General features: G+C 67.3%; 15 protein-coding genes, 1 tRNA gene and 1 riboswitch. Of the genes, 9 read left to right on the forward strand and 7 right to left on the reverse strand.

Annotated features, from left to right (window positions below; genetic code table 11):
* Positions 1-102 precede the first annotated feature (102 nt).
* From Q9Q95_RS00530 to Q9Q95_RS00540, 3 genes are read left to right on the forward strand one after another with little or no spacing between them, the layout of a single operon-like run.
* Positions 103-3,561, forward strand: a complete 3,459-nt coding sequence (locus tag Q9Q95_RS00530; protein ID WP_306093113.1) for a TonB-dependent receptor — start codon at positions 103-105, stop codon at positions 3,559-3,561.
* Complete coding sequence (locus Q9Q95_RS00535; RefSeq protein ID WP_306093114.1) at positions 3,512-4,843, forward strand: family 43 glycosylhydrolase; 1,332 nt, start codon at positions 3,512-3,514, stop codon at positions 4,841-4,843. The genes Q9Q95_RS00530 and Q9Q95_RS00535 overlap by 50 nt, the downstream gene beginning before the upstream one ends.
* An 11-nt stretch (positions 4,844-4,854) precedes the next feature.
* A complete protein-coding gene (locus Q9Q95_RS00540; protein WP_306093115.1) occupies positions 4,855-6,453 on the forward strand; it encodes a family 43 glycosylhydrolase in 1,599 nt (532 codons plus the stop codon).
* A 60-nt stretch (positions 6,454-6,513) separates the two neighbouring features.
* Here Q9Q95_RS00540 and Q9Q95_RS00545 read toward each other — a convergent pair whose 3' ends face one another.
* Positions 6,514-7,134: a DJ-1/PfpI family protein gene (locus tag Q9Q95_RS00545; RefSeq protein ID WP_306093116.1), complete on the reverse strand. Its 621-nt coding sequence runs from the start codon at positions 7,132-7,134 to the stop codon at positions 6,514-6,516.
* Between the two features lie 96 nt (positions 7,135-7,230).
* Here Q9Q95_RS00545 and Q9Q95_RS00550 point away from each other — a divergent pair, with 96 nt between their 5' ends.
* Both Q9Q95_RS00550 and Q9Q95_RS00555 read left to right on the forward strand, forming a co-directional pair.
* Positions 7,231-8,151 (forward strand): DMT family transporter, encoded by a 921-nt coding sequence (locus Q9Q95_RS00550; protein WP_306093117.1) that lies wholly within the window; start codon positions 7,231-7,233, stop codon positions 8,149-8,151.
* 22 nt (positions 8,152-8,173) lie between these two features.
* Positions 8,174-8,686, forward strand: coding sequence for a hemerythrin domain-containing protein (locus Q9Q95_RS00555; protein ID WP_306093118.1), 513 nt, complete (start codon positions 8,174-8,176; stop codon positions 8,684-8,686).
* A gap of 52 nt (positions 8,687-8,738) precedes the next feature.
* On the opposite strand, the gene Q9Q95_RS00560 is transcribed toward Q9Q95_RS00555, so the two are convergent.
* From Q9Q95_RS00560 to infA, 6 genes are all read right to left on the reverse strand, one after another.
* Positions 8,739-9,800, reverse strand: coding sequence for a low specificity L-threonine aldolase (locus tag Q9Q95_RS00560; RefSeq protein WP_371876648.1), 1,062 nt, complete (start codon positions 9,798-9,800; stop codon positions 8,739-8,741).
* Positions 9,801-9,853: 53 nt separating this feature from the next.
* Positions 9,854-9,963: riboswitch (SAM-I-IV-variant riboswitch) on the reverse strand.
* Positions 9,964-10,126: 163 nt separating this feature from the next.
* Positions 10,127-10,202 (reverse strand) — tRNA-Phe (locus Q9Q95_RS00565).
* 31 nt (positions 10,203-10,233) lie between these two features.
* Positions 10,234-10,419 carry a DNA gyrase inhibitor YacG gene (locus Q9Q95_RS00570; protein ID WP_306093120.1) on the reverse strand — a complete coding sequence of 62 codons (186 nt, stop codon included), beginning with the start codon at positions 10,417-10,419 and terminating at the stop codon, positions 10,234-10,236.
* Positions 10,420-10,422: 3 nt separating this feature from the next.
* Positions 10,423-11,370, reverse strand: a complete 948-nt coding sequence (locus Q9Q95_RS00575; RefSeq protein ID WP_306093121.1) for a ribonuclease E/G — start codon at positions 11,368-11,370, stop codon at positions 10,423-10,425.
* The gene (locus tag Q9Q95_RS00580) at positions 11,363-11,932 is read right to left on the reverse strand and encodes a nucleoside triphosphate pyrophosphatase (protein ID WP_306093122.1); all 570 of its coding nucleotides are present in this window, start codon (positions 11,930-11,932) and stop codon (positions 11,363-11,365) included. The genes Q9Q95_RS00575 and Q9Q95_RS00580 overlap by 8 nt, the downstream gene beginning before the upstream one ends.
* 11 nt (positions 11,933-11,943) lie before the next feature.
* Complete coding sequence (gene infA, locus Q9Q95_RS00585) at positions 11,944-12,162, reverse strand: translation initiation factor IF-1 (RefSeq protein WP_003049127.1); 219 nt, start codon at positions 12,160-12,162, stop codon at positions 11,944-11,946.
* A 217-nt stretch (positions 12,163-12,379) separates the two neighbouring features.
* On the opposite strand from infA, the gene Q9Q95_RS00590 reads away from it, so the two are divergent.
* The 4 genes from Q9Q95_RS00590 to Q9Q95_RS00605 all read left to right on the forward strand — a co-directional run bounded on the left by Q9Q95_RS00590 (position 12,380) and on the right by Q9Q95_RS00605 (position 16,865).
* Positions 12,380-13,531 carry an acetyl-CoA C-acetyltransferase gene (locus Q9Q95_RS00590; RefSeq protein WP_306093123.1) on the forward strand — a complete coding sequence of 384 codons (1,152 nt, stop codon included), beginning with the start codon at positions 12,380-12,382 and terminating at the stop codon, positions 13,529-13,531.
* Positions 13,532-13,677: 146 nt separating this feature from the next.
* Positions 13,678-14,775, forward strand: coding sequence for a CaiB/BaiF CoA-transferase family protein (locus Q9Q95_RS00595; RefSeq protein ID WP_306093124.1), 1,098 nt, complete (start codon positions 13,678-13,680; stop codon positions 14,773-14,775).
* 9 nt (positions 14,776-14,784) lie between these two features.
* A complete protein-coding gene (locus tag Q9Q95_RS00600) occupies positions 14,785-15,564 on the forward strand; it encodes an SDR family NAD(P)-dependent oxidoreductase (protein ID WP_306093125.1) in 780 nt (259 codons plus the stop codon).
* A gap of 152 nt (positions 15,565-15,716) precedes the next feature.
* Positions 15,717-16,865, forward strand: a complete 1,149-nt coding sequence (locus Q9Q95_RS00605; RefSeq protein ID WP_306093126.1) for an acyl-CoA dehydrogenase family protein — start codon at positions 15,717-15,719, stop codon at positions 16,863-16,865.
* Positions 16,866-16,969 lie beyond the last annotated feature (104 nt).

Raw genomic sequence — 16,969 nt, forward strand, 5'->3', positions numbered from 1 at the left:
CGGCGCGTCGGGTACCGCGGCCGCGCCGCGCGCTCCTCCTCGCGGGCAAATCGCTGACGGGACGCCGCAAGGGATAGCGGCGCCCGGCCAACGGGAGGGGAAATGATGACCAACAAGCATGCCACCGCCATCCTGCGCACCGGCGCGTCCTTCGCGGCGCTCGCGCTGGCCACGACCTGGGGCCACGCTGCAGCCGCGCAAGGTGCCGAGCCTGTCGCCGAGGCGCAGACTGCCGTCGCAGGAGGCGATGCCGGCGCAACGCAGGAAAGCGATATCGTCGTCACCGGCTATCGCGCGTCGCTGCGCAGCGCGATCCGCGAGAAGCGCGACGCCACCGTCCAGATCGACGCGATCAACGCCGAGGACATCGCCGACTTCCCCGACGCCAATCTCGCAGAATCGCTCCAGCGTCTACCCGGCGTCTCGATCGATCGCGACAATGGCGAAGGCCGCAAGATCACCGTCCGCGGGCTCGGCGGCGACTTCAACCGCACCCGCCTCAACGGCCTCGAAGCGCTGTCGACCGCGGGCTCCAACGATGCCGGCAGCAGCCCCAATCGCAGCCGCGAGTTCGATTACAATACCTTCGCGTCGGAACTGTTCAGTTCGCTGAAGGTGCAGAAGACGCCGTCGGCGGAAACCGACGAAGGCTCGCTCGCCGCGACGATCGACCTGCAGACCGCGCGCCCGTTCGATTACGCCAAATCGGCCTTCGCGCTGTCGGGCGAAGGCAGCTACCAGCAGAACAGCAAGAAATGGGATCCGCGCATCGCCGGACTCGCCTCGACTCGCTTCTTCGACGGTTCGATGGGCTTTCTCGTCTCGGGCGCGTGGAGCAGATCGAAGAACGAGCTCGATCAATATCGCCGCGCGCCGGGCCAGGCCGATTATCTCTACCGCAATTCGGACTTTCTCGGCGCCGAAAACCCGCAGCGCGCCGGCTTCGCCGCCCCGACCGGCACCAGCTTCGGCAGCGTGGTGACCAATCCCGAAGCGCTCGCCGCGCTCACCGGCTCCGATGCCGCGGCCTATGCCAAGCTCTATCCCGGCGCGCCGTTCAACACCCCCGGCCGCCTCGACGACTCGCTCGTCCGGATCCCTGCGCTCGCCGCAGTCGAGCAGCAGGATGTCCGCAACGAGCGCCTCGGCCTCACCGCATCCTATCAATGGCAGATCGGCGACCGCACCCTGCTCAGCATCGACGGCGCCTATTCGCGCTTCCGGAACCAGAGCACCTACAATCAGGTCTCGTCGGTCGGGCTCAACCGCAACAACACCAACGCGGCCTACAACACCGCGGGCAACAGTCTCACGCCCTCGGCGGCGCGCGCTTTATATCCCGGCCTGTGCGTGCCCAACGCCGGGAGCGACTTCGTTCCGGCGCAGGATTGCGGCCAGCAACTCTACGGCTCCACCCCGGCCTTCGCGACGGCGTTCAACGCGAGCGGCGTGCTCGGCGCGTCGGTGCTCGGCAGCGCGGCGGTGGCGCCCGGCGGCACCACCCCGGCCAACGCCAACATCTTCAGCGTCAACCCGTTCAATCTCGACCCCTACGACTATTACAACAACCCGAACTCGGCCGGCTACATCCCGAGCGCCAATCGCCTCGCCTTCCGCGGCGCGCTGATCGGCCGTCCGGCGGTCGAGGTGCTCGACGCCAATGTCACCAACGGCCTCGCCGACTATCTGGTGATGCGCAACGTCGACTTCCGCTCGGCGGCCGACCAGTCGACCTACACGACCAAGTTCAAGCAGGGCTCGATCAACCTGCAACACAGCTTCTCGGACGTGTTCAAGACCGAGATCACCGCGGGCCTGTCGGAATCGACCAACTACACGCAGGGGTTGCTGGTCGAGTTCAACCGCATGGATTCGCAGGGGTCGTTCATCTATGACGAACGCGGCGGCGGCTCGATGCCCCAGATCGATTTCGGCTTCGACGCGGCCGATCCGACGAACTGGGAAGTGGTCAAGGGCTTTTCGGGAATTCGCCACTATCAGCGCTTCGTCAAGAACACCTACAAGCAGGCCAAGATCGACTTCGACTGGCAGGCCAATGACGAGTTCAACCTCGGCTTCGGCGCCAGCATCCGCAAATACAGCTTCGACACGCGCTTCTTCGAGCGCAACAACGACCTGCTCAACCCGACGTTGCGCGAAGCCGGCGTCACCACTGCCAGCGTCAGCCGCACGATCAATTTCGGCCAGGGACTCAACGTTCCCGATGGCACGCTGACCAGCTTCATCGCGCCCAGCATCCAGGCGTTCGACAATCTGTTCGACTTCACCTGCAACTGCGTCAACAAATGGGGCGATTGGCGCCTGACCAACAAGCGCAACGGCGGACGCGAGAATTTCGGCGTCGAGGAAGTCGATACCGGCTTCTACTTCCAGGCCGACTGGAACAGCGAATTGTTCGGCCGGCCCTTCCGCGGCAATGCCGGCACCCGCGTCGCGATCACCGATCTGACCTCGACCGGCGCAACCACGGCGGGCCGCCCGATCGTCGGCACCAACAAATATACCGACTTCCTGCCTTCGGTGAATGTCGTCTACGAGCCGGTCGAGAACCTGCTCGTCCGCATCTCCGCGTCGAAGGTGATGGCGCGCCCGTTGCTCGGCAATCTTGCGCCGACGCTCACTGCGATCTCGATTCCGAGCTCGTCGACCGCGACGACCGGCGCGACCCTGACCGTCGGCAATCCCAAGCTCCAGCCGTTCCGCTCGACCAATTTCGACGCCAGTGTCGAATGGTATTTCGCGCCCGGCGGCCTGCTCTCGCTGGCGGCGTTCCAGAAGGAGATCGACAGCTTCCCGCAGACGATCTTCTTCACCGCGCCGCTCAGCCGCTTCGCCGATGCCGAGACGATCGCGGCGATCCTCGCCCAGTTCACCCCGGGCTCGCCCCAGGCGAATTACATCGCCAGCGGGTACGATTTCCAGGCGCGGCAATTCGCCGATGCGCCGGGCGGCTGGCTGCGCGGCATCGAGGCCAGCTTCCAGATGGACTTCACCTTCCTGCCGGGCTTTCTCAAGAATTTCGGCGCGCAGCTGAACTACACCCATATCGATTCGGAGCTGAACTACATCCTCGATCCCGGCTCGGCGACGGCACCGCGCACCACCGGCAAGGGGCCGTTCCTCGGAGTCTCGCCCGATGCGATCAACGCCACGCTCTATTACGAGAGCAAGCCGTTCCGCGCCCGCGTCTCGGTGGCGCAGCGCAAGGGCTACAGCACCGCTTATCCGATCGCGGCTGGGTCGTGCAGCCCGGGCATCATCCCGGCAGTCCCGGCCAGCCCGGGGACGATCAACGCCAACAACCAGCCCGGCGGCTATTGCACCGGCCCGCTGATCAACGACTTCGTCTACAGCCGCTCGACCACCAACATCGATGCGTCGATGAGCTTCAACTTCACCAGCTGGGCCTCGCTGACGCTGGAGGGACTCAATCTCACCAACCAGACCAGCGATCGCTACGCCTATGAAGGGCAGAATGCCGTGACCCAATATGCCAGTTCGGGCCGGATCTTCCGCGCCGGCGTCCGCTTCCGCTTCTAGAGACGGAGAAGGCACGATCCGTCGGTACGCCCCTCGCCTCGACCGCAGGTCGCTCCTCGCCGGCAGCCTGGCCCTGGGGCTAAGCGGGCCGGCGCGGGCGCAGGAGCGGCCCTACGGCCCTGCCCCGCTTTCGGGCGGCGAGCTCGATCCCAAGGGCGACGACAGCGGCCGGATCGTCCCCGCCCCGCCCCCCGGCTATTGGCCTTATTCGGGGCGGAGCGGCCCCGGCCGCAGGCCCGACGCCGCGAGCGCGCGTGGCGGCTGGGTCTCGGGGCTGCCGAATGTCCGCTACAACGGGCCGGGCAAGCCGGGCTATCCGATCGCGCCATGGGAAAATTCGGCAACCGGCAGCGCGGTGGCCGCGGGCCTGCTCCCGGCGATCCGCCCGCTCCACGACGTGCATATCCGCGACACGATCGTCTGCCTCGGCGGCGACGGCCATTATTACATGACCGGTTCGACCGGCGACAATATCTGGGCGGTCAATGACGGGGTCGAACTGTGGCGCTCGAAGGATCTGCAGGACTGGACCTGGCTCGGCCTCGTCTGGAGCATCGAGCGCGACGGCGTCTGGGAGCGCGAGTGGCGGATGCGCAAGGGCGTGCCCTTCCGCGCGCTCTGGGCGCCCGAGATCCATTACATCCGCGGCAATTACTGGATCGTCCATTCGATGAGCCGCGCCGGCGTCGCGATCCTCAGGAGCGAGACCGGGCGCCCCGAAGGTCCCTATGCCCATGCGTTCTCCCCAGACAGGCCGTTGCGCGGCGGCATCGACGCGACCTTGTTCGCGGACGACGACGGATCGGTGTGGTTCACCTTGGGCTCGGCCGACGAGATCGTCCGGCTGAAACCCGACATGCGCGGGTTCGACGGCCCTTGGCAGAAGATGGTCGCCGCCGAAGGCGAATATGATCTCGACCCGACCCATCATCGCAAGGAATGCGCCGCGAAGGGCCTTCGCCATTTCGGCTATGAGGGCGCGACGATGTTCCGGCGCGACGGCATCTATTATCTCGGCGTGGTCGATCGCTACGCGGACCGCTATTCGTTCGCGATGTGGATGGCGGACCAGCCGACCGGCCCGTGGCGCAATCGCCACGAAGGCCCGCCCTGCTGCGGCGGCGGCAATTTCCTGCGCGACGGGCAGGGACGCTGGTGGGTCACCTTCTTCGGCAATGACGAGGCGAGCCCGTGGCGCGAGAGGCCCGGCCTCGTCCGCGTCGACTTCGCCCCCGACGGCCGCGTGATCGTGCACCGCGACCAACCCTTCGCAGCAATCTGAAAGAGGAAGACATGGACATCAGCAGGCGGGAAACGTTCGCGGCGGCGCTGGCGGGAAGTGCCGCGGCACTGGTTCGGCCCGGTGCGGCCGCGGCAATGGCTGCCCGCAAGCCGGCGCCCGACTGGAAGCGCGGCTTCGACAATCAGCGCATCGCCGATCTCGGCAACGGCAAGTTCCTCAATCCCTTGCTGTCGGGCGACCGCGCCGATCCCGCCATCCTCAAGGACGGCGCGGATTATTACATGACTTTCTCGAGCTTCGATTCCTATCCGGGGCTGACGATCTGGCACTCGCGCGATCTGGTGAACTGGCAGCCGCGCAGGGCCGCGCTGACGAAGAATATCGGCTCGGTCTGGGCGGTCAGCCTCGAAAAGCACGACAATCGCTATTTCCTCTACATCCCGGTCAAGGCGAAGCCGAACTCGATCTTTGTGATCTGGGCCGACCATATCGACGGCCCGTGGAGCGATCCGATCGATCTCGGGCTGCACAACCATATCGATCCCTGCCACGCCGTGGGCGAAGACGGCTCGCGCTGGCTGTTCCTCTCCGGCGGCGACCGCATTCGCCTCGCGGCCGACGGGCTCTCGACCGTGGGCGCGGTCGAGCATGTTTATGATCCGTGGCGCTATCCCGAGGATTGGGTGGTCGAGGGCTTCGCGCCCGAGGGGCCCAAGCTCCACCGCCATGGCGACTATTTCTACATGATCACTGCGGTGGGCGGCACCGCCGGCCCGCCGACCGGCCACATGGTCATCGCCGCACGCGCGCGCTCGATCCACGGGCCTTGGGAGAATTGCCCGGCCAATCCGCTGGTCCACACCACCAGTATCGACGAGAAATGGTGGTCGCGCGGCCATGCCTCGCTGGTCGAGGCGCCCGACGGCAGCTGGTGGTCGATCTATCACGGCTATGAGAACGGCTATTGGACGCTCGGCCGCCAGGCTTTGCTCGATCCGATCGAATGGACGAAGGACGGCTGGTTCCGGATGAAAGGCGGCGATCTCTCGCAGCCGATCCGCAAGCCGAAGGGCGGCAGCGCCTTGCCTCATGGCCAGCCGCTCTCCGACGATTTCAGCCAGGCGCTCGAGCTCGGCCGCAAATGGAACTTCTTCAAGCCCGCGCCCGACGAGAGCCGCCGCCAGCGCGTCGAGGACGGCGCCCTCGTGCTCAAGGCCAGCGGCACTGCGCCGAGCAGTTCCTCGCCGCTCCTGCTCATCACCGGCGATCAGGCCTATCAATTCGAATGCGATGTCGAGATCGCGCCGGGCGGTGTGGCCGGGCTGCTGCTATTCTATGACGAGAAGCTCTATTGCGGGCTCGGCTTCGACGAGAAGCGCTTCGTCACGCACCAATATGGCATCGAGCGCGGCCGGCCGGCCAACCCGCACGGACGGCGGATGAAGATGCGCGTGACCAACAACCGCCACGTCATCTCCTTCCACACCTCCGGTGACGGCGGGCAGACGTGGCAACGCTTCGATCGCGGTATGGAAGTCTCGGGCTACCACCACAATGTCCGCGGCGGCTTCCTGATGCTGCGCCCGGGGCTCTATTCGGCCGGCGAAGGCGAAGCCCGCTTCCGAGACTTCCGCTTCCGCGCATTGTGAGGCGCTGACCGATCGCGAAAATCAGACCGCTCTCCTTCTGGGGAGGGGTCACCAAGGGAGTCACGCAGCCAAAGGCTCTGCGTCCGTAAGAAACGGCGTCACCGCGCCGAGCGCCCGCGCGACATATTCGTCTTTCTCGCCGACCGGCGCGACATAGCGGATCGCCTCTTCGGCGTCCGCGACGCTCGCCTGCCGCGCGATCATCCACGCCGCCAGATATTGCGACGCGAGACACCCGCCCGCGGTCGCGACATTGCCGTGCGCCACGAACGGCGCGTCGAGGACGTCCACCCCCGCCTCGATCACCCATGGCTTGCTCATCAGATCGGTGCAGGCGGGAAGATCGCCGATCAGCCCGAGCTTCGCCAGCAGCAAGGTCCCCGAGCATTGCGCGCCGATCAGCTGCCGCGACGGATCGAGCGCGATCCGCGAGAGCAGATCGCCATCGGCCGCAATCTCGCGCGTCTTGATGCCACTGCCGATGATCACCGCATCGGCCTCGCGCGCGAAATCGAGCGGGCGCTGGCGCTGCACCACCACGCCGCCCATCGACCTGACTTCGGGCGTCGGCGAAGCGATGTGCGCAGCCCAGCCCTTCGGCTTCATCCGGTTGAGGATCGCCGCGGCAACGAACGAGTCCAGCTCGTTGAACCCGTCGAACGTCAGAACTGCAATCTGCACATCGATCTCCTCGCGTGACAGCGCCTAGCATCGGGGACACGCCGTGGAAACGCGGCGCCGCTCGCCACGCGCGATTCCTCGCCCTAGAGGGCGGCCATGATCCGCCTGCGCCCCCAGACTGCCGCTTATGCCATGCTCGCGCTCGTGATGCTGCTCTGGGCGGGCAATTCGATCGTCGCGCGCGCTGTCCACGGCGACATTCCGCCCTTCCTCCTCGCTCTGCTGCGCTGGACCGGCGCGCTGCTGGTGATCGCGCCCTTCGCCGCGCGCCAACTCGCCGGGAACCGCGCCGCGATTGCCCGCCACTGGCCGATCATTCTGCTGCTCGGCCTGCTCGGCGTCGCCGCGTTCAACGCCTTTCTCTATTCGGGATTGCGCTACACCATGGCGAGCAATGCGATGCTGCTCCAGGCGGCGATCCCGGCGCTGGTGCTCCTCGTCGACTTCCTGATCTTCCGCGTCCGCGCCGCCTGGGGCGCGGTGCTCGGCGTCGCGCTGTCGATCCTCGGCGTCGTGACGATCGTCTTGCAGGGGCATCTGACGGCGCTGTCGCAAGTCGCGTTCAATCGCGGCGATGCGCTGATTCTCTGCGCGGTGGTCGCCTGGGCCTTCTACACGTCGCTGCTGCGGTTGCGTCCCCAGATCCATGCGCAGAGTTTTCTCGCGGTCACCTTCGCGATCGGCGTGCTCGCGATGCTCCCGCTCGCCGCCACCGAAGCCGCCGAGATCGCCGCGATGCATTGGACCCCTCGGGTGATCCTTGCGGTGCTCTATGTCGCCTTGCTGCCCTCGGTCCTCGCTTATGCATTGTTCAACGCCGCCGTCGCCACGCTCGGCCCGGCGAGCGCCGGACAGGCGATCACGCTGATGCCGCTATTCGGCGCCCTGCTCGCCGCGCTCACCCTCGGCGAACAGCTCCACGGCTATCATTTCGCTGGTATGACGCTGATTCTCGGCGGAATAGTCGTGAGCGCGTTCGTCCGGCACGGTGGAACGATCGCCCCCGCACAAAGTTGAGCCTCCGAAACAGGAGGACATCATGGCCGAAGACCGCAAGCAGGACGCGATCGCACTTCTCAAGGCCGATCATCGCGCCGTCGAGGAATTGTTCGAGCAGTTCGAGGCGGCCCGCAGCGCGGCCGCCAAGCGCCAGCTCGCTACCCAGATCTGCCTCGAGCTGACCGTGCACACCAGGATCGAGGAAGAGATCTTCTATCCGGCGTGCGAAGGCAAGATCGAGGAAGACCTGCTCAAGGAGGCCTATGTCGAGCATGACGGCGCCAAGGTGCTGATCGCCGAGATCGAGGCGGGCAGCCCCGAGGACGAATATTACGACGCCAAGGTCAAGGTGCTCTCCGAGCAGATCGAGCACCATGTCGAGGAAGAGGAGATGCGCATGGAAGGCATGTTCTCGCAGGCGCGCAAGGCCGGGCTCGACATGGACGCGCTCGGCGACGAACTGCGCGCCCGCAAGGAAGCGCTGATCGCCGAATACAAGGCGTCGGGCCTGCCCAGGCCCGAAACCACGACGCTGGAGACGACGTCGCTTTAACGAGGGTTATCCCGTGCTCCTGCGAAAGCAGAAGCACAAGTGCCGAAGGGCGCTAGGCCGCGGCGCGCGCCGTCTCCTCGCTGGCCGCACGAATGTCCGCCGCCAGCGCGTCGACGCGTGCCGGATCGGCGTCCCACGCGAACATGAAGCGCGCGCCCCCACCGATGAAGGTATAGAAGCTCCAGCCCCGCGCCCGCAGCCCTTCGAGCAACGTCGCCGGCGCGCGCAGGAACACCGCGTTGGCCTCGACCGTGAACATCGGCGCGACGCTCGGCACGTCGCGGATCGCCGCCGCCAGCCGCGCGGCGCAGCCATTGGCATGCGCGGCGTTGCGCAGCCACGCGCCGCTTTCGAGCATCCCGACCCAAGGTGCCGCAAGGAACCGCATCTTCGAGGCGAGCTGCCCTGCCTGCTTGCAGCGATAGTCGAAATCCTCGGCGAGGCCGCGATCGAAGAACAGGATCGCCTCGCCCACCGCCATGCCGTTCTTGGTGCCGCCGAAGCACAATACGTCGACGCCGGCGCGCCATGTGATCTCGGCGGGGTCGCAGCCGAGATGCGCGCAGGCCTGGGCGAAGCGAGCGCCGTCCATGTGCAGCTTGAGGCCGAGCGCGCGGCAGGTGGCGGAGATCGCCTGGATTTCCTCGATCGAATAGACCTGCCCGGTCTCGGTCGGCTGGGTGATCGTCACCACCCGCGGTTTGGGAAAGTGGATGTCCGAGCGGCTCGTCGCGACCTCACGGATCGCGGCCGGGGTGAGTTTGCCGTCGGCCGTGCTCGCCACCAGCAGCTTGGAGCCGTTCGAGAAGAATTCGGGCGCGCCGCATTCGTCGGTCTCGACATGCGCCGAGGACGAGCAGATCACGCTGTGAAAGGACTGGCAGAGCGCGGCGAGCGCCAGCGAATTGGCCGCGGTGCCGTTGAACGCGAAGAAAACCTCGCAGTCGCTGGCGAACAGATTGCGGAAGGCGTCGGCGGCGCGCTGGGTCCAGTCGTCCTCGCCATAAGCCGGCGCATAGCCTTTATTCGCCGCCTCCATCGCCGCCCATGCCTCGGGGCAGATTCCGGCGTAATTGTCGCTGGCAAATTGCTGGGGTTGCTGGGTCACGCGCATACACTTTCTCTGGTTGCTCTACCGGCACCAGGAGCGTGCGACGCGTGGCTGAATGGAGACCCGAGGGTTGCCATGACGGCCACATCCTTGCGCAAAATGCGCAAGCACCACCTTGCCCGGGAGCAGGTTGGTGTCGGGTGTCGCCCGACTCTTGATGCATGCGGGCCAGCTAGCGGGAGCGGAGACTGGTGGCAAGAGGGGCGCTGGCGCTCCCATGCCGTGTTCCTGCGAAAGCAGGAGCCGAGGATGGCGGGAGTACTGCGCTACCCTGGGCTCCGGCTTTCGCAGGAACACCGCAGTAACGATGAAAATGTCGTTGAGGAAAATGGTGCCCGGGGACGGGATCGAACCGCCGACACTGCGATTTTCAGTCGCATGCTCTACCAACTGAGCTACCCGGGCACGGGTCCGGGCGAACGCCGGAAGCGGGCTCTTAGTCGGCGTCCCGGCCCGTGTCCAGCCCGCTTTGCGCGTTCGGATCAACGGCTTCGCCCGGAACGCGATATCCCTCGCCCAGCCATTGCAGCAGGTCGCGATCCTTGCAGCCGCGGCTGCAGAAGGGCTTGAACTCGGGTTCGGTCGCTTTGCCGCAAATCGGGCAGCCGTCACGCTTGGCCAATGTCTACTCCCTGGGGGCGACGAAGAATGTCGCCCCGCCGATTCGCCGCGCCAGCTCGGCGGTCCATTCGGGCCGCTGCGCCAGCCGGTTGGCGATTCGCCGGTCCACCATATGGGTAGCCGGCGGCGGCGGGGGAAGCCGCTCGATCCGGCGCAGCTCGGCGCGCGTCGCCGCCCCCACCGGATCGGCACGCAGCAATTCGGGAAGCGAGGCCCGCGTCCGCCGCCGGACGATCTGCAGGAAGCCGAAGCCGTTGACCGTCGTCCGCTCGAACGGCTGGGGCAAAGCCGCGTCGATCGCCTCGGCCACGGCCTGTCGCGCCGCCTTGTTTGCCAAGGTCGGGAAGTCGATTCCAATCGAGCCGGCGATCCCGTGCCGTTCGATCGCCCGCGCCACGGCATGCGCCGCCGCCACTGCGAGCGGCTCGAGCGGGCCGCCGCCATCGACGTCGAACAGGGCCATCGCCGGCGTCGGCGACAGCCGCAGCGCCCCGCCGGGAAACGCGATCTCGCCGGTCACCGCCTCTTCGAGCACTTCGGACCAGCCGGCTTGCTCGAGCAGATCGGGCTCATGCGCGCGCAGCACCCGCACCGGCACCCCGCTCGCAGTGATCCGGGCGAGCAGGTCCGGCCCCGCGCCCGGCACCGCGTCCGCGCCGGCGGGCACCGCCTTGGGCAATTTTGGCCTTCCCGATTCGGGGATCGCCTCGCGGACGATCCTGACCCGCAGCATGCCGCCCTGGGTGACGCCCTGCGGCAGCGGATCGCACAAAGCCTCGCCGCCGTCGAACGCGACCTTGCCGCTACTCTTGTCGACCAGACGCGCATCCAGCACCGCGCCGTGCCGCACGCCGCCGCCCTCGGGCTCGATCCGCACTTTCCAGATCGCGCCGCGCGAGACCAGAGCGGCGCGATTCTCGCCGATCCCGGCCTCGTAAAGCCACTCAGCCAAGCGCATATCCTGCCGCTTCGAGCAATGCGCGGGTCTCGAACACCGGCAGCCCGACCACGCCCGAATGGCTTCCCGAGAGGAAGCGCAAGAACGCCTCGGCCTTGCCCTGGATCGCATAGCCCCCGGCCTTGCCCATCCCCTCGCCGCTCGCGACGTACCAGTCGATCTCGGCATGGCTCAATCGCTTGAAGGTGACGATCGTGTCGGAGATTCGCGTCCGGGGGACGCCGTCGCGCCCGATCAGGCACACCGCCGACAGGCAATGGTGCCGCCGTCCGGAAAGCAGGCCGAGCATCCGCCGCAGATCGGCTTCGTCCGCGGGCTTGGCGAGAATACGGCGGCCGACCGCGATCGTGGTGTCCCCGGCAAGGACGATCTCGTCCGCCGCGCGCGTCACCGCCTGCGCCTTTTCGATCGCGACGCGCAGCACATAGGCGCGGGGCAGCTCTCCGGCACGGACCTGCTCGTCGACATCGGGCGCGGCGATGCGCGCAGGCTCGGCCCCGATCCGTCTGAGCAGATCGAGCCGGCGCGGCGACGTGGAAGCGAGTACGAGCCGCACAGGCCCGCCGCTCACTTGAAGCGGTAGGTGATACGGCCCTTGGTCAGGTCGTAGGGCGTGAGCTCGACGAGGACTTCGTCGCCGACCAGCACGCGGATGCGGTTCTTGCGCATCTTGCCGGCGGTGTGGCCGAGAATCTCGTGATCATTCTCGAGCCGGACGCGGAACATGGCGTTGGGCAAAAGCTCAACGACCTGTCCGCGCATTTCCAGAAGTTCTTCTTTGGCCAAAAATATGCCTCTCAGATGAGCGCCAGCAAAAGTGGCGGTGCCTTTACTCTGCTACGCGCGAAAAGGGAAGGCGGACGGCGGGTTCACGCGTCCACGCCGCCTAAATGGGGCGTCGAGCACGCAAAGTCCAGCGCGCAGGGCCTTGCCTTCGCCGACCCGCCCCACTTACACTGGTGTAAGTTGATGGCCGCCAGGGCCGCAAGGAGGGGAAGCGGAAATGGCGGAAGCCTATATCGTCGCGGCGGTGCGAACCGCCGGCGGCCGGCGCAACGGCCGGCTGATGGGCTGGCATCCGGTGGATCTTGCCGGTGCGGTGCTCGCCGAAGTCGCGGCACGCAGCGGCGTGGACCCGAAAGCGATCGACGACGTGGTCATGGGCTGTGTCGGCCAGGCCGGCGAACAGGCGCTGCATGTCGGGCGCAATGCGGTGCTTGCCGCGGGGCTGCCGACCAGCATTCCCGCCGTGACGATCGACCGCCAATGCGGCAGTTCGCAACAGGCGATCCAGTTCGCGGCGCAGGCGGTGCTGTCGGGCACGCAGGACGTGGTGATCGCCGCGGGCGTCGAGCATATGAGCCGCGTGCCGATGGGCACCAGCGTCGCGGGTGCGAAGCCGTTCAGCGACCGGACGCTCAGGCGCTTCGGCGTGCGCGGGTTCAGCCAGTTCACCGGCGCCGAGATGATGGCGAAGAAATACGGCCATAGCCGCGCGGCGCTCGATGCCTATTCGCTCGAGAGCCACCGCCGCGCCGCCGCGGCGGTCGAGCGCGGCGACTTCGCCAAAGAGATCCTGATGCTCGAGGTCGAGACCCCCGAAGGGGTGCGCACCCATGCGCAGGACGAAGGCATCCGCTTCGATGCCAGCCTCGAAGGTCTCGGCAGCCTCAAGACCCTGGTCGAGGGCGGCGTGATCACCGCGGGCAATGCCAGCCAGATCTGCGACGGCGCCTCGGCGGTGATGGTGGTCAGCGAGGCCGCGCTCGCCGCGCACGGCCTGACGCCGCTGGCGCGCATCCACAACCTCACCGTCACTGCCGGCGATCCGGTGATCATGCTCGAAGAGCCATTGTTCGCCACCGACCGCGCGCTGCAGCGCGCCGGCATGCGGATCGGCGACATCGACCTGTACGAAGTCAACGAAGCCTTCGCCCCGGTCCCGCTCGCATGGCTCGAACATACCGGCGCGGACCCGGCGAGGCTCAACGTCAATGGCGGCGCGATCGCGCTCGGCCATCCGCTCGGCGCCTCGGGCACCAAGCTGATGACCACCCTGGTCCACGCGTTGCGCAAGCGCGGCCTGCGCTACGGGCTCCAGACGATGTGCGAAGGCGGCGGCATCGCCAATGTGACGATCGTCGAGGCGCTGTGAGACCGCACGACAATCCTCCCCCGGAGGGGGAGGGGGACCAGCGAAGCTGGTGGAGGGGTAGCCTCCACGAGCGACGGTTCAGCCCTTGTGGCGACTACCCCTCCACCGCTTCGCGGCCCCCCTCCCCCTCCGGCGGAGGACTTTAGATGCCTGCCACCCTCGCCGGCATCCGCATCGTCGAGTTCGGCGGGATCGGTCCCGGCCCCTTCGCCGCGATGATGCTCGCCGATCACGGCGCCGAGGTGATCCGCATCGAGCGTCCCGGCGCAAGCTTCGGCCCGCACGCGCTGGCGCGTTCCCGAAAAGCGATCGGCGTCGAGCTCAAATCCCCCCAGGGCGTCGAAATCGCTCGCGCGCTCTGCCGCGACGCCGACGGCCTGATCGAAGGCTTTCGCCCCGGCGTGATGGAGCGGCTCGGGCTCGGCCCCGACACTCTGCTCGCCGGCAATCCGCGCCTCGTCTATGGCCGGATGACCGGCTGGGGGCAGGACGGCCCGCTCGCGCAAGCGCCCGGGCACGACATCAATTATATCGCAGTCGCCGGCCTGCTCGACGGCATCGGCACGCCCGGAGCGCCCCCTGTCGCCCCGGTCAATTATGTCGGCGATTTCGGCGGCGGCGGAATGCTGCTCGCTTTCGGCATGGTCAGCGCGTTGCTCGCGGTGAAGCGCGGCGCGCCTGGGCAAGTCGTCGATGCCGCGATGACCGAGGGCGCTGCATTGCTAGCCAGCATGAGCTGGGGCTTCAAGGCCGCGGGGATGTGGCACGACGGGCCGGCCGCGAACCTGCTGAGCGGCGCGGCGCCCTTCTACCGGACCTATGCCTGCGCCGACGGTCGCCATGTCGCGGTCGGCGCGATCGAGCCGCAATTCTATGCAGCGCTTGCCGCCGGCCTCGGCGAAGATCCGGACGGGCAAATGGATTCCGCCGCATGGCCGATGCGCGCCGAACGCTTCGCCGCGCGCTTCGCCACCCGCACGCGCGACGCCTGGCTCACGCATTTCGCGCCCGAGGCGTGTGTCTCCCCCGTCCTCACCTTCGACGAGGCCGCCACGCACTCGCACAATACCGCGCGCGGCACTTTCGCCGACGGCGCCCCCGCGCCCGCTCCGCGCTTTACCGCCACCCCCGCCGCGCCGCCGCAGCCGTCGCAGCCAGGCGAATGGACCGATCGGGTGCTGGCGGACCTCGGTTATGACGAACCCCAAATCGCGGCGCTGCGAGCCGCAGGAACGATTGGCTAGGAGACCGACATGCATTTCGAAAACACGGCAGCGGTAGTGACCGGTGGTGCCTCGGGCCTCGGCGCGGCGACCGCGCGGGCGCTGGCTGCGGCGGGCGCGAAGGTCGCGCTCTTCGACATGAACGCCGAAAAGGGCGAAGCGCTCGCCGCCGAGATTGGTGGAATTTTCTGCAAGGTCGACGTCCGCTCCGACGACGAAGTCGATGCCGGCTTCGCCAAGGCACGCGCGGCGCACGGCCAGGAGCGCATCCTCGTCAATTGCGCCGGAGTCGGCAACGCCTTCAAGACCGTCGGCCGCGACAAGGCGACCGGCGAGATCCGCCAATTCCCCGCCGCTTCGTTCGACTGGGTGATCCAGGTCAATCTGGTCGGTACCTTCCGCTGCATCGTGAAGTCCGCCGCGGGCATGCTTACGCTCGAACCCGGCGAAGGCGGCGAGCGCGGCGCGATCGTCAACACTGCCAGCGTCGCCGCCGAGGACGGCCAGATCGGCCAGGCCGCCTATTCGGCCTCGAAGGGAGGGATCGTCGGCATGACCCTGCCGATCGCCCGCGATCTGTCGGGCGAAGGCATACGGGTCAACACGATCCTGCCCGGCATCTTCGATACGCCGCTGATGAACGCCGCGCCGCCGCAGGTGAAGGAAGCGCTCGCCGCCTCGGTGCCTTTCCCAAAGCGCCTCGGCCGCCCCGAGGATTATGCCAGCCTCGCGCTCGAGATGCTGCGCAACCCCTATTTCAACGGCGAGGACGTCCGCCTCGACGGCGCGATCCGCATGGCGCCGCGGTGACCGAGCGATGGCGGTGCCAACAACCATAACCGTCACCCCGGACTTGTTCCGGGGTCCACCGCGCGGCACTGGAAGGGCTCACCCCTCTTCCCCTTCCGTCGCTGCGTGGTGGACCCCGGCACTCCGGCCGGGGTGACGACAGGAGGCTGACGATGTCCCTTTCGCACTGGCGCGAAGACCCCGAACTGGTCGCGCTCGCCGACGGCGCAGCCCGCTTCTTCGAGCGCGAGGCCCCGCCCGAGCGCATCGCGCGCTGGCGCGAGGCCGGCCAGGTCGAGCGCGCCTTCTGGCGCCACGCGGGCGAGGCCGGGCTGCTCGGCGTTTCGATCCCGGTCGAATATGGCGGCGCCGGCGGCGACTTCCGCCATGACGTCGTCCTCGTCGAGGCGGTCGGCCGTCATGGCGTCGAGGGCTTCGCGCTGTCGCTGCACAACGTCATCATCCTGCCCTATGTCCTCGCCCACGGCACCGAGGAGCAGAAACGCCGCTGGCTACCCCGGCTCTGCTCCGGCGAAAGCGTCGCGGCGATCGCGATGAGCGAGCCCGGCGCGGGCTCCGACCTCCAGGCGATCCGCACCACGGCGATTCGCGACGGCAACGGCTATCGGATCGACGGCGCCAAGACCTTCATCTCGAACGGCCAGATCGCCGATTTCATCATCGTCGTCGCCAAGACCGATCCCGCCGCCGGCGGCAAGGGCGTATCGCTGCTCGTCGTCGAGACCGATCGGGCCGAAGGTTTCCGCCGCGGCAAGGCGCTCGACAAGATCGGCCTCGATGCGCAAGACACCTCCGAACTGTTCTTCGACCAGGTCTGGGTCCCCGCCGACAATCTGCTCGGCACCACCGAAGGCCAGGGGTTCCGCCAGTTGATGGCCGAGCTGCCCCGCGAGCGCCTCGTCATCGCGGTATCCAGCGTGATCACGATGGAAAAGGCGGTCGCGGTGACCACCGAGTACGTCAAGGAGCGGCAGGCGTTCGGCCAGCGCGTCTTCGATTTCCAGAACACCCAGTTCAAGCTCGCCGAGTGCAAGGCGAAGGCCGAAGTCGCGCGAGTCTATGTCAACGACTGTATCGCGCGCCAGCTCGCCGGTACCCTCGACCTGACCAGCGCCGCGATCGCCAAACTCTGGGTCACCGACAGCGAATGGCAGGTCGTCGACGAATGCCTCCAGCTTCATGGCGGCTATGGCTATATCAACGACTATCCGATCGCCCGGATGTGGCGCAACGCGCGGGTCCAGCGGATCTATGGCGGCTCGAACGAGATCATGAAGCTGCTGATCGCGCGGAGCCTGTAAATTCCCCTCCCCCCTAGGGACTCCCCTCCTTTCTGGGGAGGGGTAGGGGGTGGGCAGAAAAGGCCGGGCTCGATGCCGGCCTTTTCTTTTGCTCGATGCGTCCC

The sequence above is a fragment of the Sphingomonas sp. DG1-23 genome (genome assembly GCF_030730875.1).
Taxonomy (GTDB): domain Bacteria; phylum Pseudomonadota; class Alphaproteobacteria; order Sphingomonadales; family Sphingomonadaceae; genus Sphingomonas.

Excerpts from the sequence above, each read along its gene's own strand:
- Q9Q95_RS00530 (WP_306093113.1), top strand. The coding sequence starts at position 103 with ATGATGACCAACAAGCATGCCACCGCCATCCTGCGCACCGGCGCGTCC.
- Q9Q95_RS00535 (WP_306093114.1), top strand. The coding sequence starts at position 3,512 with ATGCCAGTTCGGGCCGGATCTTCCGCGCCGGCGTCCGCTTCCGCTTCT.
- Q9Q95_RS00540 (WP_306093115.1), top strand. The coding sequence starts at position 4,855 with ATGGACATCAGCAGGCGGGAAACGTTCGCGGCGGCGCTGGCGGGAAGT.
- Q9Q95_RS00550 (WP_306093117.1), top strand. The coding sequence starts at position 7,231 with ATGATCCGCCTGCGCCCCCAGACTGCCGCTTATGCCATGCTCGCGCTC.
- Q9Q95_RS00555 (WP_306093118.1), top strand. The coding sequence starts at position 8,174 with ATGGCCGAAGACCGCAAGCAGGACGCGATCGCACTTCTCAAGGCCGAT.
- Q9Q95_RS00560 (WP_371876648.1), bottom strand. The coding sequence starts at position 9,800 with ATGCGCGTGACCCAGCAACCCCAGCAATTTGCCAGCGACAATTACGCC.
- Q9Q95_RS00590 (WP_306093123.1), top strand. The coding sequence starts at position 12,380 with ATGGCGGAAGCCTATATCGTCGCGGCGGTGCGAACCGCCGGCGGCCGG.
- Q9Q95_RS00595 (WP_306093124.1), top strand. The coding sequence starts at position 13,678 with ATGCCTGCCACCCTCGCCGGCATCCGCATCGTCGAGTTCGGCGGGATC.
- Q9Q95_RS00600 (WP_306093125.1), top strand. The coding sequence starts at position 14,785 with ATGCATTTCGAAAACACGGCAGCGGTAGTGACCGGTGGTGCCTCGGGC.
- Q9Q95_RS00605 (WP_306093126.1), top strand. The coding sequence starts at position 15,717 with ATGTCCCTTTCGCACTGGCGCGAAGACCCCGAACTGGTCGCGCTCGCC.